This is a genomic window from Psychrobacter glacincola (assembly GCF_965118485.1).
In the GTDB taxonomy this organism is placed as follows: Bacteria; Pseudomonadota; Gammaproteobacteria; order Pseudomonadales; family Moraxellaceae; genus Psychrobacter; species Psychrobacter glacincola_D.
Genome location: NZ_CBCPJH010000018.1, coordinates 1 through 26,037, shown reverse-complemented (window position 1 = coordinate 26,037; position 26,037 = coordinate 1). Strand labels below are relative to the sequence as shown.

The window sequence follows — 26,037 nt, the reverse complement described above, 5'->3', positions numbered from 1 at the left end:
GCTGTTTATGAACACACCGCTTTGAACAGTATAAAAAGATTAAATATATAAAGACCGCTATAATTAACGACAATAATCTATTGGCTTATCTTTTTAAACCTATGCAAATAGTTTAAATAAGCATGGTATTAAAGCAATTTTGGACAATTATCTATTTAGTCCTTTGATTACAAAAAGCTTGCCGTTATCCTCTTGGATTATCAGAGGTAACAGCAAGCTTTTTTATGGGTAATTTTTATAAATCTGCCTACCCTATTTTCAATAACGCCTTATTTTATTGCATTTATCGTTTCCCCATCGGGCGGCATTTTGCTAAGATAAGGCGTTAATTTTATGTCCGTCGTTAAGTCTCCTCTACTCTGCAAAATCCATGGTTTCATTTTAGATTTATCCTAGTCTGCCAAAGGCTATGTACAGAGGTGAGATTAGATATCAGCGATAGATACATTTGGTTTTATGATGCGGTGTAACAATCTATGACAGTAAAGCATGTGAAAAAACAGCTGGTACAGCTGGTGGTGGGCGTCAGTATTTCTATGAGTGCAATGATGGCAAGTGCCGCCATACAGCCGCCTGAAATGGAAAATACGGCTTATGTACTAATGGACTATAACACTGGTGAAATCTTGGCGCAAAAAAACGCCAATCAAGCGCTACCACCAGCGTCTTTGACCAAAATGATGACCAGTTACATCATTGAGCAGCGCTTAGCATCAGGCGACCTCAAAGAAACTGATCAAGTATTAATGAGCCAAAATGCTTGGTGCCGCGGCAGTAGTAGCCAGTCGTGCATGTATGTACCGGTAAATAAGAGCGCCAGTGTCATCGATATGCTACGCGGTATTATCATTCAATCGGGCAACGATGCCTCAATGGCGATGGCTGAGCATATCGCAGGTAGCGAAGCGTCATTTGCTATTTTGATGAATGAGCAAGCACAAAAAATTGGTATGAAAAATACTAATTTCGTTAACTCAACCGGTATGCCTGATGAAGGTCATCAAGCCTCTGCTTTAGATTTGGCCAAGCTATCACGCGCTATTATCAAAAACAGCGGTGACTATTACGGCATTTATTCAGAAAAAGAGTTCACATATAACGGTATTACCCAAGGTAACCGTAATGCTCTACTCGCCACTGATCCAACAGTCGATGGTTTAAAGACAGGACATACCGATGCGGCGGGCTATTGCTTGGCAGCTTCAAGCAAGCGTGAAGACATGCGTCTGATCTCTGTCATTATGGGTACTAAAAGTCAGCAAGCACGCGCAGATCAGTCACGTGAGTTGCTAAACTGGGGTTTTGGTCACTTTACAACGGTCACTCAAGCACCTGCTGGGCAGTTTGTCAGTAAAGTGCCTGTTTGGTTTGGCGAAGCAAAAGAGGTAGAGCTTGCGACTGGCGATAATTTACAGATTCTAACCACCAAAACGCAAAAGAATAAAATCACTACGGTGATTGATATTCCTGAAAGCTTAGAAGCGCCTATCAAAAAGGGTCAAGAAATCGGCAAGATGATGGCTGTGATAGATGGCAAAGCGGTTGCTTCTGTTCCTGTGATTGCAACTAGTGATATCGAGCAATCAGGCTTTATGAGCCGTATCTGGCAACGTTTTTCGCGCTGGACACAAAACTTATTTTAAGCCTTATCAGTACGCTCTGAAACAAGTTTTCCATTGGGTTAAATATAAAAAAAGACGTAACTTTTATAAGCTGCGTCTTTTTTATATCTAACTACTGTCAAATCCAACCTAGCCAATATTTTAATAAATCATTCAGCGCTTTACCTTCATATTTGGCAACTTCGCAATAGTCTACACCCGCCACTTTTAAACCGAACTCAAAGCTGGCTAAATCATGTATTTGCTGCTGTGGATACCAAAATACCATTAATGTTCGAGACTCTGTCTCAAGGGCACGAATACGGCTCGCCAATAACGCTGCTTTCCTTGAAAACACATCCTCTGCAAACATCAATATATCGAATTTTTTGGTACTTATTTCATCGACGACTACCTGCTCATTTTGATAGCAGACAACATCAGCGCCTAAACGCTGTAACTCATCGACCAATGACCCTTTTTCATGATAGTAGTAATAGATGAGCTTTAAGCCACGTAAATCTTGCTGCTGTTCCGATTGACGCTGGTTTGCCATAGGGATAGTCACTGTAAAATTCGTACCGACACCTAGACTGCTATCAACTTCGACGCTGGCAGCCATCAACTGAGCCATTTGTTTGACCACTGGTAGACCAATTCCTGAGCCTTCATATTGACGGGTTTTCGATGAATCCACTTGAAAAAACGGGTTAAAAATATCGTCGATAAAGCTGCTATCAATACCGATACCAGTATCTGCCACACCAATTTGCCAACGATTGCTATTATTGAAGTGAGTCAATTGCGAAGTAATACTCACTTGCCCTGTCGGTGTAAACTTTATGGCATTATTAATAAGTATCGATAAGATTTGTTTTATCCTCGCCGCATCACCTTCGAGGACATAATCAATATGATGAATATGGCTGATTAGTACCAAGCCTTTTTGCTTAGCAATAGGCTCAAAATCTGCCAATAAATCAGCGATTAATTGCAGAGGATTAAATTCATGTATTTGTAAACTGATTTGACCTTTTTGAATTTGATTGAGCTGAATGATTTGATCTAAAGTTAAGACCAGTTTGTCACTACCATTATGGATAATATCGATCGCGTCTTTTTGCTCATGACTTAAACGCTCATCATCTAGTAGCTGTAAACCGCCGACAATCGCATTTAGGGAAGTTTTTAGCTCATGAGTAATCATACTTTGAAAGTTACGCAGCTGCACATCAAGCGACAAATCTTTGTGATGCAGTTGCTTCTCAAGAGCTGCCAGCGCTTGATAATCTTGCTTAGCGACTTGCAAACGCTCAAATATCGTGATAAAAGCCTGATTAATTCGTATCAACTCCTGAAACTCAAAACGCTGCTGAATCATAGGCAAGCGTTCAAGCTCTGGATTTTTGATCACAATATCACAAGCAGCGGACAGAGTAGCAACGTCTTTTGATGGCCAATTAAGCTTACGTAGGATAAATAATGCCCAAATAATCGCTAATAGCGTCGTCATTAGCCATAGCAGCAGATTGCTCTTGATCCAATCCTCACGCAGCATCGCTATGTCTACAGTGACATTAAGATAACCAACCAAGGTATCTTCTTTCGATGAGAGAATCTTATTGGTAGGGTCGCCAACGACGGGATAATTTAAGCTAATGCTATTGGCAAATAAGGCATTTTTCCAGTCGTATCTTAATTGATTGGCATCAACGACAGGCTGAGAGGTAGTATAAAATAAAATACTCTCAATGCTTGGCTCTTTTTCTAACAAAAACTGTATTTGTTCATCAACCACATCGGTATTTTCTGCTATCGATGCACTGATGGTCAGCAAGGTGGCTATCTCTTGGATATGTTGACGTGTCTCTTTGTAATACTGCACAAAGCCATAGACAAAAGACACAAAAAGACCTGCAGATACAGCCAAAATGATGGTCTGTAAGATAGATTGCCAGATAAGCGTGGACAGCGTTTGCGGAGGACGGTTGTTCATATCACTCAACTGAGTTAAGACAACTTCTGATTATATTACAGGTAATATAAAGGCGTGGTAAGTGAAACGTCAACTTTTATAATGGAAGAATAACTCTTCATGTTGCTATTTTGAGAATTCATTCAAGATAGTCGTTCAAAATGAAGCGCTTTCCGCTAAAAATTAATGCTGAGATAAATTTTACTTACTTGCTAAACACAATGCGCTTAGCAGCTTTGAAAAACTTATCCCAGCATTATTGTTTTCTTTTAAAAAACATCAACCAGACAATTTATCTATTAAAAGCCCATAAAAATAAGCAGCTTTAGATAAAATTAACGGGGTTTTTTCTCTTTAGTGGTAAATTTTTGCGTACGATTACGTTCACGTTGACGCAGCTGCTGTGCTTTGGCTTTGGTTGGGGTGTCGCTTTTATTGGCATACGGATTATCATTTTGTTTAAAGATGACATTCAGCGGTGTACCTTCAAGCTTAAATACTTGACGGAATTGATTCTCAAGATAACGCTGATAGCTTTTTGGTAGCGACGTCGTTTGGTTACCATGAATCACAATTACAGGTGGATTATGACCACCAATATGCGCATAGCGTAGCTTGATACGGCGGCCAGCAACCGTTGGCGGTGGATTGGCAGCGACAGCATCTTGTAGAATCTGTGTCAAACGATTGGGCGTTACCTCAAACATAGACGAGCGATAAGCACGCAAGATAGACGGATATAAATTACCGACGCCTGTGCCATGTAATGCTGAGATTTGATGGATTTTGACATAAGGAATAAAGTTAAAACGGCGATCCATTTCGATCTTGATATAGTTCTTTTGATCAGCAGTTAAACCATCCCACTTATTAATCGCAACCACTAGCGCACGACCTGCGTCTAGTGCATAGCCAATCATATGCAAATCTTGATCAACAATACCTTCATGAGCATCAATAACAATAACAGTTACGTTAGAGTCTTCAATCGCTTGTAAAGTTTTGATAACTGAGAATTTCTCAACTTTTTCATCGATTTTACCGCGGCGACGAACACCAGCGGTATCAATCAATACGTAATCTTTACCTTCACGCGTATACGGGATATAGATACTATCACGAGTAGTACCCGGCATATCAAAAACGACGACACGATCTTCACCAAGCAAACGGTTAACCAGCGTCGATTTCCCAACGTTCGGACGACCGATAATCGCAAGTTTCAAGCCTTGTGGCTCAACCACGTTTTCTTGACTAGGCATATCAGCGGTCAATACTTCAAGTAGGTTACCGACACCGCGACCGTGACTGGCCGCCATCGGATACGGCTCGCCCAATCCTAACGCATAAAATTCAGCAGGCGCCGAGTCATGCACGCCATCAACTTTGTTAGCTACTACATAAACCGGCTTACCTAGTGTGTGTAAAAATTTACCAATCTCAGCGTCAGCACCAATCATACCTGCGCGCGCATCGACTACAAACACAATAATATCGGCTTCATGAATGGCAGTATAAGACTGCTCAGACATGTAATCATCAATATCACCTCTGCCATCGTCCGCTTCACCAATACCACCGGTATCAACGACAATAAAAGCTTTGTCTTCGTAGCTTGCATCACCGTATTGACGGTCACGAGTCAATCCTGACAAATCAGCAACCAATGCCTGCCGACTTTTAGTGAACTGATTAAATAAGGTGGATTTACCGACGTTTGGACGACCAATTAAGGCCACCACAGGCTTGATACTCATGGGTTACTCTCAGTGAAGGGCACAATAACGGACAATACGCCTGCTTAGATAAAATCTCTTTTACAACGTTAATTTACCGTTATAACAAAGTAAAAAATAGCAGCCGTTGACCGTAAATTTAAATGAATGATAAAACTAAAACGATAGCAAAAAATACTCAGCTATCTGACAATTAATAAATGATGTTCAGGTGACTGAATCATATATGAATACTTTTTATAAGTACTACGTATCGCTATTATATAGAGATAACGCTGATAATGCACCGGTCGCATAGCGTACGCGAAAGCCAATATGTAAACAAGCGATTTTACAAGGCATTAAACGCTGACCATGCAGCGTTTAATCTATTCACTATAAATTCTTTATACGCGTACTATTAGCGTGCGAGCTGCCAAATCGCAATTTGCCCTGACGTACTTTGGGTCATCAAGCGGCTGCCCTGCACTTGCAAATTGGTCAATGCGCCTTTGGTCTGCACACGGCTAACAATTTTACCAGTAGCTGGGTCAAATAAATGCACCACTCCATCAAAGTCACCCACGGCGATATAGTTGCCAATCATCACAGGATTGGTTAAATGGCGATAGGCCAATTCTTCACTTTCCCATAGAACCTGACCATTAGTACGATTGTAAGCGACCACTTTACCATCTAGGCTCGTAGCAACCACTTGCTGATTGTTGACCGCCAGGGCTTTTAAGCTGGCAAGCTCATTCACAAACATCACTTGGCGTGATGCTAAATCAATACCGAGCAGCTGACCGCTATAGCTAATCGCAAATAACTGATTGTTATCTACTGTCGGCATACCGTCAACATCACTCATACGCTCAACTTCGCTGCTACCTGTCCCTACGCCAACGCGTCTTGACCATAATGGTAGACCATTATCGACAGTAATGGCATGCAAGCGTCCATCGGCAGTAGCAAGTAATGCCGTTTTGGCATCTAATAATGTCGGTGCGGCACTACCGCGTACACTAATGGCAGGTACTTGGGTGGCAAACTGCCAAACTGACTGACCATTTTGTAGCGACAAACCATGTAAAAAACCATCATTGGCTGACAAAATCACACGGTTATTGCTGATAAGAGCTGGCGTTAATACTGAGCCGCTAAGCTGCTGTTGCCAGCGCTTTGCACCTGTTGCGCTATCAAATGCCATGACCAGACCGCTTCGTGTGCTGATAATGGCTGTTTGGCTAAGCTCATCTATGGCAACACCGCCTGTGATTTGATCGTCGACATTCACTGACCATAAACGCTGACCGGCTTTATCAAAACCGACCACATCACCACCGCGCGATGCCGTGACAATTTGCGTATTGCCGTAGCCAACTTGTAAATCAAGCGGATCCTTTTTACTGACGTTTTTATTACCGACATCGGTACTAAAAACAGGCTGCAAGACACTAATTGGCTGCGCAATTTGTACGAGTTTTACAGGGTCATTGACGACTGGTTTGATACCTCGATTACACCCAATCACCGCAGTTGTCATCACTGCAATGACAGCTACGTGCATCGCCGTTGAGCGCATAGTTTTGGCGTTTATAGTTTTGTTAGAGCGAATAGCTTGAGTCATCATAGGTCTCACTACAAATAAATTAATCATTAATAAATTAGCATTCAGTCAATAAACAATAATAGCTTAGCGCAAATAAGTGCTGGTTATCATCATTATTCTGACTGCGCTACTTCTTTTGTAGAACGGGTTTAAGTATCGCAATATTCATTACAGTTGGAGGTGCAAATTTTATGCACCAGCACCAGCTTCTACTGACTCTTCGCTCACGACTGGCGGCGCCGTTGCCGTAGACTCTTGAAGAATGCTGGTTTGCTCGGCGATAGGCTCAGCAACGATACCCAAGCTTTCCATTTTTAATGCCAATACTGCACGAGTTTCTTGACGGGCGCGTAACAGCTCCCAAGCATTATTGTAGGATTTAACCGCTGAGTCTGTATTGTCTTGTACTAAGTAGATATCACCAAGCAGCTCTTGCTGGCTCGCTTCAAACGAGCTTGGCATATTGTGACTGGCTTCTGCTAATGCAGCTTTATCATCGCCTGCGGCTAACAGTGTTGTCGCATAACGCAAACGAGTAATAGCTTCTAAGCCTGCATCGCCTAAATCAATGGCTAAAGCTTTTTTAAAGGTTCCGCCTGCTGCTTTAAAATCATCGCTATCGACTTGCTGACGTGCTTTAATCATCAGAGCCTGCCAAGCATAGACCGATTGACCATGAGTACTGACTAAGCTATCGATATCTTTATTTAATTGGGTACGGCTTTTCTCAAGCGAGGCCTTCGCTTCAGCTTCCAAATCTGGATTTTGTGACGCTAAGCTAACTTCCTCATTAAGGCGTTGAATATCGGCATAATGATCCGCTGCAACAGTATCGACGCGTGCATGATTATCCTGCCAATAAGTCCAGCCAAAATAAGCGGCTAACGCCAATAAAATCGCGGTGACAATATAGCTGCCATACTGCTTTAACGCTTGCATTGAGTTATCTGCATTTGGCGAATTAGGGGTCGGAGCCATATACTTTTACCTGATAAATTTATATTAAAGTGCTAATGCTACGCTCATCACTATTTATGGCGCGAAAAATTCTCTTTATCTGACAGCCAATCTTGCGCCGCTGTTTTTTGTTCGCCAGTCTGCATATCCTTGATGCTAATGGTTTTATCATCAATCTCTTGCTGAGCGATGATAACGGTCAAGGCTGCGCCTGACTTATCTGCCTTTTTCATTTGGGATTTTAAGCTGGTGGCACTGGCCATTTTGACGCGCAAATCTGGACGGCTATAACGCAAGGTTTGCGCATAGCTAATGCCAGCACTATAAACCTCAGGATGCGCAACCACAAAGACATCACAAGCAGGCATATCAGCAATAGGCGCAACGACTTCCATAAGCAGTAATAAACGCTCAAGCCCCATGGCAAAGCCAACCGCAGGTTCAGATTTAACTGGCTTATTATCCCCTTTATCATCACGGGTATCGGCAGATTTTAGCTGTCCAACCAAGCCATCATAACGACCACCGGCACAAACAGTCGCTTGACTGCCAAGTTTATCAGTGACCCATTCGAAAACGGTTTTGTTATAGTAATCAAGACCACGTACTAAGTGCGGGTTGATTTCAAAGGTGATACCAAGCTCTGTTAAATAAGACTGCACTTGCTCAAAATGCGCTACACTTTCTTCGCCTAAAAAGTCAGCAAGCTTCGGCGCATCGATTAATAGCGCTTGAGTGCTGGCTTCTTTGCTGTCTAAGATACGTAGCGGATTGGTGGTTAGGCGACGCTTACTATCCTCATCTAACTGCTCTTGCTTATCAGTGAGATAATTTACCAACGCTTCGCGATAAGCGTGACGCTCATCAATCTCGCCCAGACTATTTAGTTGCAGACGCATCTCATCCTTTAGACCCAACTCTTGCCACATCAAATGGGTCATCGCAATCAGCTCAGCATCAGCGTCTGGTAACGCACTACCAAAGCTCTCAACACCTATTTGATGAAACTGACGATAGCGCCCTTTTTGTGGACGCTCATAGCGGAACATTGGACCAATATACCAAAGTTTAGGTGTATCGCCACGTAATAGATTGTGCTCATTTACCGCTCGTACTGCCCCTGCTGTACCTTCTGGACGCAAAGTCAAAGGCGTTGGTGGATCAGATTTATCGGTAAAACTATACATCTCTTTTTCAACGATATCCGTCGCACCACCGATCGCGCGCGCAAACAAATCAGTTTGCTCAACGATAGGCAAACGAATATGCTCATAACCGTATCTGCCCAGCACATTAGCCAATATCGACTCTAAATGTAGCCATTTTGCAGACTGTGCAGGCAGAATATCATTAAACCCTTTAATTGCTTTAATCATGGTACGGTCGTATCCTTTAAATTTTAACTATTATCTTTATATTTTTTATTCATAAAACGCTTTACTATCTAACACGGATAATTTCGTTTTCACGTTTTTTCGCCAATTCTTCTGCATGGGCACGTACCATGCTTTCTATCTCATCTACCAGATTATCCGTATCGATCAGATGGCTTTTTTCGCCCATACGATAAACAAGAGATTTCGGAGCAGCACCAACGATACCAATATCAGCTTCTTTCGCTTCACCCGGACCATTCACTTTGCAGCCAATCACTGATAAATTCATCGGCTCACGAATGTCTTCTAAACGTGATTCTAGCGCGGTCATTACTCTAATCACATCAAACTCTTGACGTGAGCAGCTTGGACAAGCAATAAAGTTGACACCATTAGAGCGAATATTAAGCGATTTTAAAATATCAAAACCAATTTTAATCTCTTCTTCTGGCTCGGCAGCTAAGGAGATACGAATCGTATCACCAATACCGTCCAATAATAAACCACCAAGGGCGATGGCAGATTTGACCGAACCGGTACGATAAACACCAGCTTCGGTGACGCCTAAATGCAATGGATTATCAATTTGCGCTGAAATCAGGCGATACGCATCCATGGTCAAAAATACATTACTGGCTTTGACCGATACTTTATATTGATCAAAATTTAGGCGCTCTAATATATCAATATGACGCATTGCCGATTCAAGCATGGCTGCGCCATTTGGCTCTTTATACTTACGCTGAATATCTTTTTCTAAAGACCCAGCATTAACGCCGATACGAATAGGAATATTGTAGTGCTTGGCACAGGCAACCACTTCACGTACCTTGGCGTCACTACCGATATTGCCCGGATTAATACGTAGACAATCTGCACCCGCTGCCGCCACGGCTAGAGCAATTTTGTGGTCAAAATGCACATCCGCTATCAAGGGTACGCTGACCAGTTTACGAATTTCACCAAACGCTTTAACGGTATCCATCGTCGGGGTCGATACGCGCATCAAATCTGCGCCTGCTTCTACACAGCGCTCGATTTGGGCAACGGTCGCCGCCACATCGCAGGTATCGGTATTGGTCATACTTTGTACACTGATCGGTGCATCGCCGCCGATCGCAACATCACCGACATATATTTTCTTAGTAAGACGACGGTTAATAGGTGCTGACGCTGACATAGACAAACCCCTTCATAGAAACATAGATACAGTAATAACAAGAAGAACCATATAAACGATAAACAGAGGTAATAGTATAAGCTTTAAAAATATACTAATACTATCAACTAAGGTGCTAACTCAAAACTGGCTTGATTGCCCTTTGCGTAACTGTTTAAAGCCACCGCTTTTTGATTGAGCATCAAACTCACGTTATTGATGTTATCAATTTGCACGTTAAAAGGTGGCGTACCTGATAATTGATAATCACCTGCATTCTGTGAACCTGTGATTAAGCTACTACCCGTTGCATCGCTAATCGTAACAACAGCGGCATCTGTCAGCTTAACATCCAAAGTAGCGGTAGCAACATTATCACCGCCTAAGTTTAGCGCTGAACCTGAAGCGCTAACGCCTGTGACATCTGCATTAATAGCCGCGCCTTGTGCTTGCTCTACCGCTGAGATATCTTCGGCAGTCGATACTGGCTGCTCAGTGTTCTCTTTACTGGCATTACTGACCATACGGAATAGAAAAATTGCTAAAATAATGACACCGATAACCGCAGCAATAAGCAGCGGATTGAAGCGAATGCGGTTATGAGTATCACGCTGCAAAGTGCCCATAGGGCGCAGAGGCGACTGAATGTTACCCGCCGTACGCGATTTTAGCTCGTTTGGATAGGCGGCATCAAAGCTACTAGCTATTCTAACGGGATCAAGACCTAGGTATTTGGCATAATTGATCGCAAATCCACGGGCGAACGCTGCTTGTGGTAGCACGGCAAAGTCTTCATTTTCTAATGCTTGCAGATGACGTTTCAAAATAAACAATTCACTTGCCGCATCTTCTAAGCTTACTTGCTTAACTTTGCGGGCTTGCTGCAACATGGCACCAAATGATCCCTGAGCGTTAGAGTGGGTGTTGTGTGATGGGGTGGTCATTTCCATGGTGCCTCTGGATTGTTAAGCCAAGTCTTTAGTTGTTTTGCTTCATCGCTTAATGGATAAGCCGATAAAAGTTGCTGTGCCAATTGTTGGCGTGTTTTGATGTTCTTTTGCGCTGCCGCCAATTTAATACCTTGTAGTAGCAAGCGCGGACTAACGCCCTGCCCTTCTACCAACACCAAGGTCTCATCATAGAGCCTTTGTGCCTGATCGATGCGCTGCTGCTCAAGTAATAAATCAACCAGCTCGATATGAGCAATAATACTATTTCGATTGCCCTCTAGCGCACGTAAAAAAGCCTTTGCCGCAGCAGGATGGTCATTGAGCTGAAGATAGGTACGACCTAAGTTCTCTAGTGCCCCAATACGACCTTCGTAGCCAAGGGCGGCACCGGCAATTTCAAGCTGCTCAGCGGCTTCTTTATACCGCTTCATCTGTGACAGATATACGCCATAATTATTGTGCGCTTGATTAAAATCTTTATCGAGTGCAATGGCCTTTTTGAAAAATTGATCGGCTTTTTCAAGATTCAGGCGGCTGCCTTCTTGTTGCAACAAAACGCCCATCATATCATAGGCAGGCGCATGACGGCTATCGGCAGCAAAGGCTTTTTCAAGCTGTCTTTGCGCCGCATCAAGCTCATTTTTGCGAATATATTGTGCAGCAAGTGTCGTCCGAACGCGAGCAATTTCTTGCTGATCCAATTTACGATTATCATTAGGTTGCGTTGAAGTTTGATAAGGGGTGCCATTGATTAAATCATTGGTCGGCGTACTTTGACAGCCAACCAAGAATCCAGAAAACAATAGCGTACTTAAAACGCCTGCAACGTAAGCACGCTGCTTATTACCATAAAAGACCGTAGGCATTAAGCGCTTTATCGCAGGAGAAAAAGGTGTTTGATATTTGAACTGACAAGAATTTTTAGAAGTCATCATGGCTACCATCATAAAACTGTGATTCAATGCGTTCGATCATCGAGGCATCAGTTTAATAGATTTAACCTCCATAAGTACAATTTAGTTGTCATTAATTGTCTTGTTCCCTTAGCGTTAACATTGGCGGCTACATTTTATTACCGTTATGATGCAAAAAAGACAGTTAAGTGTTTTATTGAAATATGTCACTCAATTAAATAAAACACCTACCTAAAATGAACTAATCAACTATTTTCACGGTCTTTAATACTTTGCTGCCAAGCGGCTGAGCGACGAGTTCTATCTGCAACTTGACCAACCAATTGCCCGCAAGCGGCGTCAATATCATCGCCCCGCGTTTGACGAATAGTACAAACAAAGCCTGCTTCACTTAGTATATTGCTAAAGGCATGAATGCGATTATTACTCGACTTATCATAGTCTGCATGCGGGAACGGGTTAAACGGTATCAGGTTAATCTTACTCGGTAAGTCACCTAACAAAGTCACTAGTTGATCAGCGTGCTCATTGCTATCATTGACACCATCTAACATCACATATTCAATCGTCACGTGTTTTTTATGGCGTGGGTTTACGTCAAAAACGTAATTTCTCGCTGCTGCCATCAATTGCTCTAATGGGTATTTTTTATTAATAGGGACTAGCTCGTTGCGCAGCTCGTCGTTTGGCGCGTGCAATGAAATGGCTAAAGCAACATCAAGCTCTTGTGCCAACTCATACATTTTTGGCACCACACCTGACGTTGACAAGGTAACGCGGCGCTTTGATAAACCATAGGCATGGTCACTGAGCATCAACTCCATCGAGCTAACTACAGGACGATAGTTTAATAATGGCTCGCCCATACCCATCATAACCACGTTAGTAACATTGTTTTCCCATAAACTATGATCAACGTTATCTAAGCTATCATTTTCATCGGTCATATAAGAGGCGTTTGCCACCCATAATTGTCCGAGAATTTCAGCTGCTGTTAGATCACGCTCAAAGCCCTGCTTACCGGTACTACAGAAACTACAGTCTAGCGCACAGCCAACTTGCGATGAGATACATAAGGTTTTACGACCATTTAACTTGCTGTCATCTGCCGGAATTAATACCGTCTCAACCAATGAGCCTCCAGTCACTTCAAACACCCATTTACGCGTACCATCTTCACTATATTGACGATGAAGAACCTTTGGCGGAATAACACAGGCATTGGCAGACAACTTATCACGTAATGACTTACTCAAATTGGTCATTTGCTCAAAGTCAGTCACACCCTGCTGATATATCCACTTAATGACTTGCGTCGAGCGAAACGGCTTTTCGCCGATACTCTTAAAGTAATCCGCCAATTGCGCTTGTGTCATACCTAGTAGATTGGTTTTCACCTGCGCCTCATCTACTAACTTTATACTTTTAGTAGTCTTAGCTGGGAAATGTTGGACGTCAGTTTGAATAGGGGTTTGGACATTCGACATAATAATTAACCTTTTTGCAGGCGCTGATATAAGTGCTGCAATTGTTGAGATGGGCTTGCTAGACATACCCAATATATGAGTGCATGAGCAATCCGTTATGAGCGCATTTCTTATCATAAGCTGATAACAACATACTGATAAGGGATTGATAACGCTAAGTAAAACCAATAATGAGGGAGAATAATTAAAATTTCAATACATAGTCAGACTATTATAATAGCTAAAACGGCTTATACCAAAAGATATAAGCCGTCTAGCTACACTAATTATTAATCAGCGCTATTGTTTATAATAGCGGCTGCTAATAAAAACTGCTATTAACTAACGCGTACGTACACACACTTCTTCTTCGTTGAAGAAATAGCTAATTTCACGTGCCGCTGACTCAGCTGAATCTGAACCATGAACGGCATTTTCGTCAATGCTGCTAGCAAAATCAGCACGGATAGTGCCTTCAGCTGCGTCTTTTGGGTTAGTAGCGCCCATGATATCACGATGCTTAGCGATAGCGTTTTCGCCTTCTAGTACTGATACCAATACTGGACCTGACGTCATAAATGACACTAGGTCATTATAAAATGGACGTTCAGCATGCTCAGCGTAGAAACCGCCCGCTTTTTTATCATCAAGTTGCATCATTTTAGCTGCAACAATTTTTAAACCTGATTTTTCAAAACGGTCATAGATAGCGCCAATGTTATTGCCAGCTACTGCGTCAGGTTTGATGATAGATAAAGTACGTTCGTTAGCCATGAAAAGCTCCTAATACATAAGTGAGGGATTAAATAGTTTATGTTATCACCGCGCTGACTTGAGGTATTTATGCATGTCCAATACGGATACACAATACGAAGATACCGTGTCCAACGAATGATTGCTGCCTATTATAATGATTGAAACTGTAAATGATAGGGTTAATTACGCTAACTGCTCAGAAAAGCAAGGTTTAAAAAAGCTTTAAAATCATCCATTTTTAAACAGGATGATTTTAAAGCTTAGGCTATAAAGGCAATATCAGTTATATCGTAATGGCTTTTACAGATGTACGATCTGATAATTACTCTCCCAATCGACTGTCGCGACAACTACCAGCGCTACATTCTCGAACACGATCATTTAAGAAGTTCACTCGCGCAGTTGTCACCCGAGTCGCACAGCCCATATTAACAAAAAAACCTTCATTATTATTATAACTACACTGGTCATTACGCTCGCGTATCCACGCCAGTTGTCCACGTTTAAGTTTGGATTTTTGCGTACTATTTAAGACTTTGTTTAACTTGGTATAAGAATTATTGAGCTCTTTATCGGCTTCTAGATATACCTTGGTTAGACAATATAATCCATCAAAGTCATTAACGGGTTTATCACAGTTTTGTGCACCCCAAGAGAGAATAGGAAACATAAAAGCTGCCGACGTCACTATTCCTAGAAACGTTTTACCAATAGTACGATTAACGATATTCGTTTTCATAGTAGATCCCTCTTGTTATTTAACGATTAGCAAAATCCTTCTTACCCTACTACTTGTACAATACTGCTTGTTCACTTATTAAATGCTATTTAATAAAGACAGTAATCTCACTACACTTTATCCCTATCAGCTTAACCTTTTTTTAAAGCGCCTATCTTGAATTTATGTAATTAAGAAGCGGTCATATTTTATGGATATTTTCAAAAAATTCTCATAAAAAACCTCCATTGCCTTTAAACAATGGAGGTTAGCATTAAGTGTTGCTAATTAATTTTTCAATAATTAAGCATCATACGGGTCACGTAAAACGATAGTCTCATCACGGTCAGGACCCGTTGAGATAATATCGATAGGACAATCAATCAACGCTTCGATACGTTTGATGTATTTTTTAGCATTTTCAGGCAAATCATCATAATTGGTGATACCAACGGTAGATTCGCTCCAACCTTTTAATGTCTCATAGATTGGCGTGACTGATTCGTAAAATTCAGCATCATGCGCGCCAGCACATTCAGTTTCTGGCAACTCATAACCAACACCGATGAGCAGCTCTTCTAGACCATCTAGAACGTCAAGCTTGGTCAAGCAGATACCGGTTAGCGAGTTTAATACGACTGCACGGCGTAAACCAGCGGCATCGAACCAACCACAGCGACGCGCGCGCCCTGTTGTTGCACCAAACTCATGACCAACTTTGGCTAAATGCGCGCCAACATCATCAAATAATTCCGTTGGGAACGGACCACTACCAACACGCGTGGTATAAGCTTTCGTGATACCAAGGACATAATCTAAATATAACGGACCAATACCCGTACCAGTAGATACGCCACCAGCGGTTACGCTTGAGCTGGTCACAAACGGATAAGTACCGTGATCGATATCAAGCAAGGTACCTTGTGCACCTTCAAACATGAGGTTTTTACCAGCACGGCGCAATTGATCGAGCTCTTCGGTTACATCAGTAACCATGCCTCTGATTTCTTCTTTCCACTCTTTACAAAGCTGAAGCGTTTCATCAAAATCAATCGCTTCAACTTTATAATACTGAGTCAATTGAAAGTTATGATATTCGATTAAGTTATGCAGCTTTTCTTCTAAATCATCACGGAATAAGTCAGCAAGCTTAATGGCACGACGTGCTACCTTGTCTTCATAAGCTGGTCCAATACCACGACCAGTAGTACCAATCTTACCGCTACCGCGCTTGGCTTCACGTGCTTGATCAAGTGCAACATGATACGGCATGATAAGTGGGCAGTTTGGAGAGATACGTAAGCGCTCACGAACTGGGACGCCATTATCCTCTAAACCTTTCATCTCTTTAAGTAGTGCATCAGGTGCGAGTACCACGCCATTACCGATGAAGCAAGTGACGCCTTCACGTAGAATACCAGATGGGATTAGATGTAAGACGGTAGTTTTACCATCAACAACTAACGTATGTCCAGCGTTATGTCCGCCTTGGAAGCGTGCAACTGCTGAGGCTTTTTCGGTTAGTAAATCGACGATTTTACCTTTACCTTCATCGCCCCATTGGCTACCTAAAACTACGACATTCTTACCCATGATGAATCCTTACCTTAATATATTGAGGTGTGTACAATAATAGTTTAAAACTATCTATCAAAACGAAAGTAATACTAAAAACGATTCTTTGATAACTGTATATCTTTAGCGACTTAATAACAAAATATCTTTTTATAGTAAGTGCGTTTATTTAAAGCGCTTATAAACATAATTTTTTTAAAGTTAAACTGCCTGTAGCTGCCACTGACTATCTATAAAGCTTAAGCGATGTGTCATATTAGCCGGGCGATCTTCCAAACTTAATGGCATAGTCACGCGATAGCCCTGCTGACGTAAGCTAGCCACTTGCTGTAGTAATAGCTGCAGCTGTTCACTGTCCAAGTTAATAAAAGCGTCATAATCGACCAGTACAACAATAGGCGCATCAAGCTGAGTATGTGCGAGCAAACGGCTGACATCCATACTAAAGCCTGTCGCTTGACGCGGCTGGTTACTCGCTAATTGATTACCGCTCTTCATACCATCAAAGCGCCCGCCACGTACTAGCGGCTGACTCTCACTATTGATATAACCGTTAAAAACGATGCCAGTATGATAATGGTATCCTGACAATTCAGTCACATCAATACTGACCGGACATTGCCACTGGTCTTGTAAATGCGTTTTTAGACGTTGCAGCTCATCGATAGCAGTAACGATTTGGCTATCTTGCTTCGCATTATCTGATAGTTTTTCGAGCAGATGGCTAATGTCATGGCCAAAGCGTGCCAAGGTATAAAAATCACTACCCATCGGTAATACTTGGCAAATTTGCTTCAGTTCTGGCAAGTTTTTATTGGCATAAAGCTGCATCAATTGCTCAGTATCACTATCGGATAATGCCGCTAGCGCTGCTAAGCGTTTAAATATCGCCACATGACCCAAATCAACGTGCAATGCTGCGCTCATATCTAGGCTATTAACCATACTGAATAGCACATCTATCAACTCGATATCAGCAGCAATGGACTCACAACCAAAAATCTCAGCGCCTAATTGCAGCGGCGTCCGTGAGCCAAAAAGCCCTGACGGCAAAGTATGAATGACATCGCCTGCATAGCAATAACGCGCGATGCCATCACCGCCATGGTGTGCATCGATGCGAAGAATCTGCGGCGTAATATCGGCACGTATCCCCATCAAGCGACCGCTTAGCTGATCGATAATCTTAAAGGTTTGACGCTTTAGATCCTCTGAGGCACCGCTTAATAGAGATTCAGTAAACTCAATCATCGGTGGAGAGACTAACTGGTAGCCATGTGTAATCAGCTGCTGGGTCAATTGATGTCTAAGCACTTCTTGCTTGTGAGCATCTTCAAACAACACATCGACTACCCCATCAGGCAGCAGCCAGCTATTGGCAACATCGCTGGCGAGATTACTAAGATAAGGTAAACGGTTGGGTGCGGCGGTGTTATCAGCGGGCTGAGTAGCCGCTTGCGTGATAGAATTTGGCAGAGCAGGTTTTGCAGAATCAGAACTGGCAGACACAATAAATCCTTGTTTGGCGTATCGCTTACCAAAGAGCGCGGTAAAGATGCGGTACTTAAAGGTTATATTTCCAATTGCAGGGATGTCAGGCGATTTTTATTTTTAACGCGCAACATCACTGACCCAATTATTGATAAGCAAACTAGGTAACCGCAAAAGGGTGAGCAATAATATAAGTTAGTACGATAAGACGAGTATCTTTATGCGCTAAAAAATTATGATAAATAATCAAGGCACTTTATGCTTTAGTTTAGCATAGCAGCCAAGCTTCGCCTAGTGACAATTAAGTACAATCGTCATCTAGTTTATCAAAGCAATCCCAAAAGCGCTTCTATAATGGACTAATTTAACACTATATAAGCGGCATTTTTATAGAAAAATATGATAGTACTACCCAACGCTTTATTTAACAATCATACTTTTTTTACAATCATATATCGCTATCTGACGTTGATTAACGTCTTAAATACCCACTCATGTTACACTAGCCTATATTTTTATTTTGGAAGTCTTATGTCCTCTGATTATCACCCAAATCCGGTCAACAACCAAAGCAACGTCCTTGGTACAGCGCTTGCCAGCTGCTGTTTTGATCCGCTTACCGGTTACTATCGCAATGGCTTTTGTCATACCGGCAACCACGATGTTGGTCAACATACCGTTTGCGCCAAAATGACGAGTGAATTTTTAAACTTTTCAGCCAGTCGCGGTAACGATTTGATTACGCCGTTGCCTGAGTACGGCTTTGTCGGTCTCCAACCTGGTGACTACTGGTGTATTTGTGCGCTACGTTGGGTCGAAGCCCTCGATTTAGGTATGGCGCCACAAATCAAACTCGAAGCTTGTCATGAAAGCTTATTGAGCTTGGTCGATATCGACACCTTAAAACGCTTTGCGCTGTAATTTATATCAGTTGTACAAGCTACTCTTACATTTATTTTCATTTAGACAAAAGGAGCAGGTATGAATAACGATGACGACCTGATTGTCAAAACGACAACACGTATCACACCTGAGTCTAATGTCAGTCTTATTGATGCCGCCATCAGAGACGAGCCTTCCTATTTAGACAATTATGACAGCTATATCTATGGTGATGCAGACGCAACGGTCGAAGATACCATAGAGATAATGACCGTGTATGATCCCGACTCTGAGCGTTATGAGGATATTGATTTATTAAGTGATGAAGAGGTGGTCAATTGCTATGCTTACTCACGTAAAACTGGTGAAAAAACCAATAAGGTGGGGCTGAATGATGTTAGCCGCGCATTAAGCAATAGCGGTCAATTTATCTGGCTTGGGCTATACGACCCAAGTTTAGAGACCATGGTAAAGGTCAGAGATGCGTTTGAGCTACACGAATTGGCGATTGAGGATGCGTTTGCCGATCATCAACGCGCCAAGGTCGAGAACTATGATAATGATATGATATTTGTGGTACTTCGTACGGCCAAGCTTGAAGACAATATTATTCGCTATGGCACCACGGCGATATTTATGGGTAAAAATTATCTGATTACCATTCGCAATGGTCCGTCCAACTCTTATACCCCAGTACGCGAGCACTGCCACCGTCGCCCAGAAAAATTACGTATGGGTCCAATCTTTGTTTTGCATGCTATTCTCGATTTTATCGTCGATAACTATATGCCGATTACCGATCGTTTAGGCAGTTATCTACGTGAGCAAGAACGTAACATCTTTACTTATGAGTTTAATAAAGAAACGCTTAGAAACTTATATGAATTAAAATCGCAATTGGTACATATGCGCGCCGTTATTTTACCGGTTCAAGATATCTGTAGCTACTTTATAAATCATAATAAAAGCGATTTAATCTCGCCGTTCTCTCATGCTGCTAAGCCTTACTTCCGCGACGTTAACGACCATTTACTGCATTCATTAGATGCGATTAACGGTTTAAACGAGATGCTAAGTGTGGTGATGAATACTTATCTGGCGATGGTTAATATGGGACAGAATGAGGTAGTTCGTAAACTTGCGGCTTGGGCAGGTATTTTAGCGGTGCCGACGGCGATTGCAGGTATCTACGGGATGAACTTTGACTTTATGCCTGAGCTTCATTGGCAATATTCTTACCTTGTCATTATGCTTGTTATCGGCTCGCTATGCAGTTATCTATACTTTAACTTTAAGCGTTTGGGTTGGTTATAAAATAGTCTTTTATACAAAAATCAGATATAAAAAAGGACTGCCATATACGTATGACAGCCCTTTTTTATTAATTATAATATCTTATAAACCAGCAGATTTTTCAGCCGCATCAACGGTTTGACGGATAAGGGTATTAATGGTCATTGGTCCAACGCCACCTGGTACAGGCGTATAAGCACTGGCAATATTTCCTACGCCTTGCAGCTCGATATCGCCAACGCCGCCATTCTCAGTCGGATGAAAACCGGCATCGATGACAACAGCGCCTTCTTTAATCCACTCTGCTTTAATTAGCTCAGGCACACCGACTGCCCCAACGACGATATCAGCGCGCTTAATATGAGATTCTAAATCTTGCGTTCTTGAATGGCAAATCGTCACTGTACAGTTAGCATTTAATAGCATCATCGCCATTGGCTTACCCAAGATAGCACTACGCCCAACTACCACAGCCTCCAAACCTGCCAGCTCGATATTATGGTGCTCTAGTAAATGCATAATACCTTGCGGGGTACATGAGCCGTAAGCGGACTGCTGCATTGCCATACGACCAAAACCAAGACAAGTTACACCATCAACGTCTTTTGCCAAGTCAATCTGCTCAAAGCAAGCACGCTCATCAATATGCGCAGGTACTGGATGCTGTAGCAAAATACCATGGACATCTGGATTACTATTAAGCTCATCAATCTTTGCTATAAGCTCTTCAGTCGTCGTCGTACTTGGCATCTCAACCCGAATAGAATCCATGCCGACACGCTTACAAGTATTGCCTTTCATACGTACATACGTCGCAGAAGCAGGATCGTCACCGACCAATATCGTCGCTAGGCTTGGGGTACGTCCTGTCTTAGCTTTAATAGCGTCTACACGCGTACTCAGTTGCTGTTCTATTTGTTTAGCAAGTGCTTTACCGTCCAAAACGGTAGCAGATCCTTGGGCAGTTGACGCAATAGACATAGTAACTCCAATAGAGGGTGCGATAAAAAAATTAAAGACAGCGCCTGCAATGTTTTTGCACACTTGTCTTATGCTTGGTCAGTTTTTTCAACTATTAATTAGGCGTACTATTGTACCTCTCCATGCTAAAAAATTCTAGCACACTATTAAAATGCATTAATTAAAAGCCAATAATATAGCCATAAAAAAGTCGGTCTATTAGCATCCAATAGACTGACTTTTTGTATTGAAAGACTTTCGTATACTGGTTAAGCAAACATGTAATAAGTATGAAACTGTATACCAACTGCCGCGCCAATATCACTTGACTTGATATCTAAATCTATTACCCAAAGCCTACTATATATCAGCTTCTTTAAATTGTATTGATGCTCCCAAGCCACGCCGATACCTGTCAGCTTATCAGTCGTTGGAAATGCCTGATTAATAGCTTCATCCAATTGACTGACTTTGGCATGCTGTACTTTGGCGTTAATGAAGTTACGGTTATCAAGCCATAAGCAACCGCCAACCGCGATGCTCTCCGCATCACCGCCTAGAGCATAGCCTAATGGAAAACCTTGCTGATAATAGCTGTCGCTATAGATGCTATGGTTATGAGAGATACTTTTACTTCGCCAGTAGAGCGAGTGTCCGTATACTACGCATACAGCTTATAAGGCTGACCGTGGGCAGCAGACGCATAATCATCAACACCCGCCAAATACATATCTTTAGCTGGCAAGCTACCTGCTTGATCTTTACACATATATTGATCATAAATACCCACAGGAACACTCACCAATGGCGCTAAACTTAAACGCACACCAAAACCACCAATTTGATTTTCTGGATCATCAGCTGCCTTAACGCTATTAGTCGCTTCGTTATATTTAATATCAAAATAAATATTAGTATCACGCTCTGAAAAGTGTCTATTGAGAGATTGGCACCCTGACAGACCTTTTCTAATATTAGCGTTTACAACTCTATGACCTTGTTGTTTATTACCTATAAATCGACTCATTGTAGCTTCTCCCTCCGCACAAATACCATGCTTTGCGATAACTAGTTTCACCGTTTTAAACAATATTTTAATATATAACCACATTGACCGATTATCAACGTACCAAACATCAAGTTCAAAGCGCTTTTCCCAACTGATATTATTACGGCCATTGATTTGAGCGTAACCAGTAATCCCGGGACGAACTAAGTGCCTTCGAAATTGTTCTGTATTATATAACGGCAAATACTCCATAAGCTGAGGACGCGGACCTACTATACTCATATCACCCCTGAGTACATTCCATAATTGAGGCAACTCATCGAGACTACTAGCTCGAAGTTGCTTACCAAAATCTGTAAGCCTATGCTCATCAGGTAATAAATTACCTTGAGAGTCTTTATCATCACTCATTGTACGAAACTTAAGAATTTCAAATACTTCACCATTAAGACCAGACCGAGCTTGACGAAATAGCACAGGCGCTCCAAAATTCTTCCTAACTCTGTATGCTACCAAAATATAAATAGGCAATAGTAAAATTAAGGCCATTAGAGCAATACTCACGTCGAAGATTCTCTTAAGCATTTTAAACCTCCTATATAGAGCAGTTCACGATATATCCCAAAGCCATTACATACGTTTTTATAAATATATAAATTCTTATAAACGAATATATAAGACGAGGTATTTCCCAAGATAAAGAACAACTAGGTTTTGTATTTTTTAAAATGACGCTTCTTAAATCTGTTTCGATATAAAAATTTAATCTAAGCCCATTTCCGCTATCATATGAGCGTTTACCTTTCTAACATCATACTTTTCTACCGCTATACTCCTAGAAGCTAAACCCATTTCTTCATAAAGATTCGAATGCTCTATAAACTGACGCATAGCATCTGTTAGCTCATCAACTGCTTTGACGGTCACTAGATAACCATTTTTACCAGAAATAACTGGCTCTCTGCATCCAGGAGCGTCTGTCGTAATAATAGCCCTTCCCATTGACATAGCTTCTAACACAGAACGTGAAGTACCCTCGCGATAAGACGGCAATACATATACTGAACTGGCCGCTATAGCAGGACGAACGTCATTGAGCTTACCCCAATAGGTGATGTCACCATTCGCTATCCATTGATCTAGCTGTATCTGCTCAATGGCTGCTGGATTTTCATCTATCCAGCCCACTAGATGAAATTCAGCATTAGCGTAATCTTTCTTTATTTGTTTGGCTGCTTCGACATATTCCACTATTCCCTTATCTTTGAGCAATCTAGCAATCAATAGAAAAGAGGGTTTGATGTCACCTGACTCTTCTCTAGGTAATGGCAATACATTGAAATCATGCACATCAACCCCTGAGCCGTTTACCACTACTGCTGTAATCATTGGCTGAATTATATTTAGTCTTTTAAATAAATTTAAATCATCCGGATTTTGAAAAAATACCTTAGTAGACTTTGCTAATGCTTGTTGATAAAGACTGTGTACAAGTTTTTGAAAAATGCTACGCTTGTTTGCTTCTTCTACTTGCTGAAAGGTATAGCCCAAGCCTGAGATAAGCACAAAACGATGTGGTACTTTAGCAAGCCACGCTGCTAGCGTTCCATATATGACAGGCTTTATTGTGTAAGAAAGTACATAGTCCGGTTTGATTCTATTTAATATCTTATAGCTATGAACAAGTGTCTTCATATCTATTACAGGATTAGTGCCAGTTTTCTGCATCACAATTTGATGAACATAGTATCCAAGACTTATAAGCTTTTTATAATCTGCAGCATGATCACTTAAAGCAGGAGAAACGACATGTATCTCATACCCTAATTGGGCAATTGACTCTAAAAGCTTGCCTCTAAAATTTAATACATGAGGCAGATAGTTAGCAAATATTAAAAACTTTTTTATCTTAGGCATAATTTCATCACCTTGATTTTTTAAGTTTAGTACATAGAACAGCAGTGAGTATTATTGTCAGTACTAGCGAACTAAAATTTAGCATAAATCATATATTCACTTAATAGAATATAATCATTACTATAAGTAATGTTGCTACTAATTACAATAGAAAATCACAAATAATGTTCATATTTATATTTTGGATAGGTAATGTTGAATTTTGTTTGAAATATGCTAAAAAGAAGTATAGCTACGCTTGGTAAATAGTAGTTTAATCAAGAAAATTGCAGATAATAACGGAAAGCTCTGAACCATATGAGCCTGAACTTATAGCAGCTCTTGGATAAATAAAACAGATTAAGCAGCAATTCAAAATAGCTGAAAAGGAAAAATAGACATTAAATGAGGAGAGATAAAGCGAAGCACTGCTTTACCCTGAAACAAATGAGATCAATGCTCGATGAGGCAACAAAGTACTTCGCGAATGAAAAATGTCACTAAAATAGCCTAACAGACTGTTTTATTATCACAAATCGAATGGCTGTATGGGCAGTGATGGTTGATGAAATACGCTTTTATCGAAGATAACCAGAAAATATATCGTAATCAAAGCGAATTAATCGTCAAAGTAGCGCACAGTACTATGGCATTTAGCAAGTGCATGCTGACCTTGCAAAGCAAGGATATACCATCAGTAAATACATGGTCAGACGAATTAAAAAAGAGTACGACATCAAACGCCGTTGCCATAAAATTTTTAAGGTCATCAGCAATTCCAAGCATAATAAGGTGTTTTATCCAAACTTGCTATGAGTGAAGTTTAATGCTAATCGTACTAATAATGCTTGGGTAGGCAACATCACCTATCTCTGGAAGACAGAGGGTAGGTTATATTTAGTGGCCGTTAAAAAATATATAATGAAGAGCTTGTAAGCTACATAATTAAAAGTGAGAGACCTAATGACTCATTCTGGAAAAGGGAGTCACTACTGCAACAATGAGTGTCATAAGCTCATAAAACATCATAAATTTAACGGCTCCCTGTTAAGAATATATCAATACAGATATAGTTCGATCTTACCATCGGGCTATTTAACTAAAAAATTCCAAGTTAATCTCTAGAGATTTAATAGCATGTATAAATTTATAAACTTACTTTATAAAATTCTTTCTTACTTAGAAATAATGTGCGGATCTCACAGTCGGCACATACGAACAACACATATATTATAACGAATGGATATCTATAACGGACGGCTGTTCCATAGTTAAAAACGACTAAGCCATATACAGACATCGATAAAGCCATAAACAATAGCCAAAAGGCAAGTTTGTCAGGTTTATTGATTAAAGCTTGACGTGTGATTAGATACAGAATTGATAATACAAATATATTTTCAAATGACTGAATCAGAGGTAAGAAGCCGCTAGCCTCCCATATAAAAGGTTTAGATAAGAAGTAAAAGCCTGATGTTATCCCTTCAACGACGAACTCTCCTGCTCCAGAAATAAGACTAATCTCTTCTACTTTCCCTCCATCTTCTACAAACATAGCTGCCCTAAAATAATTGATTTGAGGAATAGCTATAGGAGCAGACAGAAGCAATCCTGCAAGGCTAATCAGACTAATTGTTACCGCTTTGGCTAATCCCATACCTTTTCTAGCCACATTGAATATAAAATACATCAGAACTATAGGAGCTAAAATAAAAAAGTTTTGGAATTTAAT

The 26,037-nt window shown here is 41.2% G+C and carries 20 protein-coding genes and 2 pseudogenes; 3 read left to right on the top strand and 19 right to left on the bottom strand.

All coding sequences use genetic code 11. The annotated features are described in order from the left end of the window. Positions 1–476: 476 nt before the first annotated feature. Positions 477–1,643, top strand: coding sequence for a D-alanyl-D-alanine carboxypeptidase family protein (locus ACMHKH_RS08285; RefSeq protein ID WP_413520166.1), 1,167 nt, complete (start codon positions 477–479; stop codon positions 1,641–1,643). A gap of 97 nt (positions 1,644–1,740) precedes the next feature. On the opposite strand, the gene ACMHKH_RS08280 is transcribed toward ACMHKH_RS08285, so the two are convergent. From ACMHKH_RS08280 to ACMHKH_RS08220, 13 genes are all read right to left on the bottom strand, one after another. After that, positions 1,741–3,597: a sensor histidine kinase gene (locus ACMHKH_RS08280; RefSeq protein ID WP_413520165.1), complete on the bottom strand. Its 1,857-nt coding sequence runs from the start codon at positions 3,595–3,597 to the stop codon at positions 1,741–1,743. Positions 3,598–3,911: 314 nt separating this feature from the next. Continuing rightward, complete coding sequence (der, locus tag ACMHKH_RS08275; RefSeq protein WP_413520164.1) at positions 3,912–5,333, bottom strand: ribosome biogenesis GTPase Der; 1,422 nt, start codon at positions 5,331–5,333, stop codon at positions 3,912–3,914. A 379-nt stretch (positions 5,334–5,712) separates the two neighbouring features. Beyond that, on the bottom strand, positions 5,713–6,921 hold the full coding sequence (gene bamB, locus ACMHKH_RS08270) for an outer membrane protein assembly factor BamB (protein WP_413520206.1): 1,209 nt from the start codon (positions 6,919–6,921) through the stop codon (positions 5,713–5,715). Positions 6,922–7,092: 171 nt separating this feature from the next. Further along, on the bottom strand, positions 7,093–7,881 hold the full coding sequence (locus tag ACMHKH_RS08265; RefSeq protein ID WP_413520163.1) for a YfgM family protein: 789 nt from the start codon (positions 7,879–7,881) through the stop codon (positions 7,093–7,095). A gap of 50 nt (positions 7,882–7,931) precedes the next feature. After that, positions 7,932–9,236, bottom strand: a complete 1,305-nt coding sequence (gene hisS / locus ACMHKH_RS08260; protein ID WP_413520162.1) for a histidine--tRNA ligase — start codon at positions 9,234–9,236, stop codon at positions 7,932–7,934. Between the two features lie 64 nt (positions 9,237–9,300). Next, complete coding sequence (gene ispG, locus ACMHKH_RS08255) at positions 9,301–10,416, bottom strand: flavodoxin-dependent (E)-4-hydroxy-3-methylbut-2-enyl-diphosphate synthase (protein WP_413520161.1); 1,116 nt, start codon at positions 10,414–10,416, stop codon at positions 9,301–9,303. Positions 10,417–10,523: 107 nt separating this feature from the next. Further along, complete coding sequence (locus ACMHKH_RS08250; RefSeq protein ID WP_413520160.1) at positions 10,524–11,339, bottom strand: helix-turn-helix domain-containing protein; 816 nt, start codon at positions 11,337–11,339, stop codon at positions 10,524–10,526. Next, positions 11,336–12,280, bottom strand: coding sequence for a type IV pilus biogenesis/stability protein PilW (gene pilW, locus ACMHKH_RS08245; RefSeq protein WP_413520159.1), 945 nt, complete (start codon positions 12,278–12,280; stop codon positions 11,336–11,338). Before pilW ends, ACMHKH_RS08250 begins: the two co-directional genes overlap by 4 nt. Before the next feature lie 224 nt (positions 12,281–12,504). Beyond that, entirely contained in the window at positions 12,505–13,746 is a 1,242-nt protein-coding gene (rlmN, locus tag ACMHKH_RS08240) for a 23S rRNA (adenine(2503)-C(2))-methyltransferase RlmN (protein ID WP_413520158.1), read from the bottom strand. Between the two features lie 321 nt (positions 13,747–14,067). Continuing rightward, positions 14,068–14,499 (bottom strand): nucleoside-diphosphate kinase, encoded by a 432-nt coding sequence (gene ndk, locus ACMHKH_RS08235; protein WP_413520157.1) that lies wholly within the window; start codon positions 14,497–14,499, stop codon positions 14,068–14,070. A 304-nt stretch (positions 14,500–14,803) separates the two neighbouring features. Continuing rightward, complete coding sequence (locus ACMHKH_RS08230; RefSeq protein ID WP_413520156.1) at positions 14,804–15,220, bottom strand: lysozyme inhibitor LprI family protein; 417 nt, start codon at positions 15,218–15,220, stop codon at positions 14,804–14,806. A 282-nt stretch (positions 15,221–15,502) separates the two neighbouring features. Continuing rightward, complete coding sequence (locus ACMHKH_RS08225) at positions 15,503–16,792, bottom strand: adenylosuccinate synthase (protein ID WP_413520155.1); 1,290 nt, start codon at positions 16,790–16,792, stop codon at positions 15,503–15,505. A 183-nt stretch (positions 16,793–16,975) separates the two neighbouring features. After that, a complete protein-coding gene (locus ACMHKH_RS08220; protein WP_413520154.1) occupies positions 16,976–18,283 on the bottom strand; it encodes an ATP phosphoribosyltransferase regulatory subunit in 1,308 nt (435 codons plus the stop codon). A gap of 513 nt (positions 18,284–18,796) precedes the next feature. Here ACMHKH_RS08220 and ACMHKH_RS08215 point away from each other — a divergent pair. Both ACMHKH_RS08215 and corA read left to right on the top strand, forming a co-directional pair. Then, positions 18,797–19,186 (top strand): DUF2237 family protein, encoded by a 390-nt coding sequence (locus ACMHKH_RS08215; protein WP_413520153.1) that lies wholly within the window; start codon positions 18,797–18,799, stop codon positions 19,184–19,186. A gap of 60 nt (positions 19,187–19,246) precedes the next feature. Next, the gene (gene corA / locus ACMHKH_RS08210) at positions 19,247–20,461 is read left to right on the top strand and encodes a magnesium/cobalt transporter CorA (RefSeq protein WP_413520152.1); all 1,215 of its coding nucleotides are present in this window, start codon (positions 19,247–19,249) and stop codon (positions 20,459–20,461) included. A gap of 81 nt (positions 20,462–20,542) precedes the next feature. Here corA and folD read toward each other — a convergent pair whose 3' ends face one another. The 6 genes and pseudogenes from folD to ACMHKH_RS08180 all read right to left on the bottom strand — a co-directional run. Continuing rightward, positions 20,543–21,421 (bottom strand): bifunctional methylenetetrahydrofolate dehydrogenase/methenyltetrahydrofolate cyclohydrolase FolD, encoded by an 879-nt coding sequence (gene folD, locus ACMHKH_RS08205; protein ID WP_413520151.1) that lies wholly within the window; start codon positions 21,419–21,421, stop codon positions 20,543–20,545. A 248-nt stretch (positions 21,422–21,669) separates the two neighbouring features. Then, on the bottom strand, positions 21,670–22,008 hold the full coding sequence (locus ACMHKH_RS08200) for a capsule assembly Wzi family protein (protein ID WP_413520205.1): 339 nt from the start codon (positions 22,006–22,008) through the stop codon (positions 21,670–21,672). Between the two features lie 53 nt (positions 22,009–22,061). After that, positions 22,062–22,427 (bottom strand): capsule assembly Wzi family protein, encoded by a 366-nt coding sequence (locus ACMHKH_RS08195; protein ID WP_413520204.1) that lies wholly within the window; start codon positions 22,425–22,427, stop codon positions 22,062–22,064. Continuing rightward, a pseudogene (locus ACMHKH_RS08190) lies at positions 22,401–22,994 on the bottom strand (sugar transferase); the annotation flags it as partial. The gene ACMHKH_RS08195 and the pseudogene ACMHKH_RS08190, both read right to left, overlap by 27 nt. A gap of 177 nt (positions 22,995–23,171) precedes the next feature. Further along, positions 23,172–24,326: a glycosyltransferase family 4 protein gene (locus tag ACMHKH_RS08185; RefSeq protein WP_413520150.1), complete on the bottom strand. Its 1,155-nt coding sequence runs from the start codon at positions 24,324–24,326 to the stop codon at positions 23,172–23,174. A gap of 1,126 nt (positions 24,327–25,452) precedes the next feature. Next, positions 25,453–26,037 (bottom strand): annotated as a pseudogene (locus tag ACMHKH_RS08180) (hypothetical protein); the annotation flags it as partial.